Annotated in this window: 2 protein-coding genes; both read right to left on the minus strand. The window is 68.0% G+C overall.

From position 1 onward, the window contains the following. A partial coding sequence (locus VHS75_RS01600; protein ID WP_329636853.1) for an LLM class flavin-dependent oxidoreductase occupies positions 1–890 on the minus strand: 890 nt, incomplete at its 3' end. After that, on the minus strand, positions 887–1,680 hold a 794-nt coding region (locus tag VHS75_RS01605), incomplete at its 5' end, for an alpha-L-glutamate ligase (protein WP_329636854.1). The genes VHS75_RS01605 and VHS75_RS01600, both read right to left, overlap by 4 nt.

Genomic DNA, 1,680 nt, shown 5'->3' on the forward strand with positions numbered 1-1,680 from the left:
GTGCCGATCAGGTTGGGGCGCAGGCCGCGGTTGGAAACCGAGTACTCGGCGATCTTCATCTCGCGCTCCAGCTGGGTGCCGGAGAGCCACTGGTCGTAGTTGCCGAAGCCCGGGGCGTTGGGGTCCAGCGTGGTGATCCGGGCCACCTCCGCGCGGGCCTCTTCCTCGGTGTCGCGGACGATGGCGTAGGCGGCCATGCCGAAGGTCATCGCAGGTTTGCCGGTCGCCGCGCGGCGGGTGCGCATGTCGGCGATCTTCTCGGCGATCACCTCGACCGTGTCGCCGTGCATGACATAGGCGTCGCACTGGTTGGCGATCAGGGTCTTGGCGGCCTCGGACTCGCCGCCGGCGTAAACCACAGGCTTCCGAACCGGCTTCGGCTCGCAGATGGCGTCCTTCAGCTGATAGCGCTGGCCGTCGTGGTTGAACTTGGGCTCGCGCCACAGGCCGTCCACCACGTCGAGCCACTCGCTGGTGCGGCCATAGCGGTCGTCGTGCTGGTCGAACTGCAGGCCATAGCTGGTGGCCTCTTCGGCCCACCAGGAGGAGACGACGTTCAGCGCCAGGCGGCCGCCCGAGATGTTGTCGATATTGGCCGCCTGCTTGGCCAGCAGCGCCGGGTGGTGGAAGTTGGGGCGGACCGCGACCATCAGCTCCAGGGTGTCGGTGACGGCGGCCAGCGCCGCGGCCGTCGACCAGGCGTCCAGCGCCGGCTGATCCGTGCCCTTGATGTCGTTGAGGTTCAGCTCGGCGACCAGGGTCAGGTCGTAGCCGATCTTCTCCGCCCGCTGGCACAGGCGCTTGGTGTAGTCCCAGGTCGCCGCCATGTGCTCGTCGGGGATGTTGCGCAGCCAACCGCCGAACACCGGGGTCCAGAATCCGTATCTCACGCGGCCACCTTTTGTTGCGCGGCGATCAGGGGAAGCAGGTAGTCGACCAGCTTGTCGTGCGGATCCCAGCCCAGCACCTCCAGCGGCTTGGCCACGAAGTTGGACATGGCGTTCAGGTCGTAGAATTTGGGCCGGCCGTCGCGGTCGTCGATCATGTATTCGATGCCGCCCACGTCGAGGCCGCTCATCACCGCGACCTTCTCCACCGCGCGCACGATGTCGGCGGGCGGCTTGAATTCGCTGAGGGTGATGGTGGGCTTGTCCACCATGCAGACGTCGGCCGGGCAGAGGTCGAAAGTCGAGCCGGCGCCGTCCAGCGCCAGCGCATAGAGCAGCTTGCCGTCCAGCACCTCGCAGCGGATCACCCGGGCGTCGCGGGCCGGGACATAGGCCTGCACCAGGGCCACGCCGTCGACGCCCACCGGGGTCAGCTTGTCGGCCACGGCGGCGGCCAGTTCTTCGGCGTTCTCGTAGCGGATCATGCCCGCGCCCGATCCGCCGACATTGACCTTCACCATCACCGGGTAGCCGACCTCGGCCGCCAGGCGCACGACGTCCTCGCGGCGATGGGCGACGCGGGTGGCGGGGATGTCGAGCCCGGCCTTGCGGAACAGGCTGAGCTGGCGGGCCTTGTTGGTGTCATAGGCCAAGACGCCCGGCCCATTGATCACCCGCGCGCCCAGCGATTGCCAGTGGTCCAGCGCGGCCATGGAGTAGTAGAGCGCATGCTCCTCCTGGCGCAGGAAGGACGACATGGCCAAACGGTTGAGGATCACCGGCGCGGGCAGGG

The sequence above is a fragment of the Phenylobacterium sp. genome (assembly GCF_036264965.1).
In the GTDB taxonomy this organism is placed as follows: Bacteria; Pseudomonadota; Alphaproteobacteria; order Caulobacterales; family Caulobacteraceae; genus Phenylobacterium.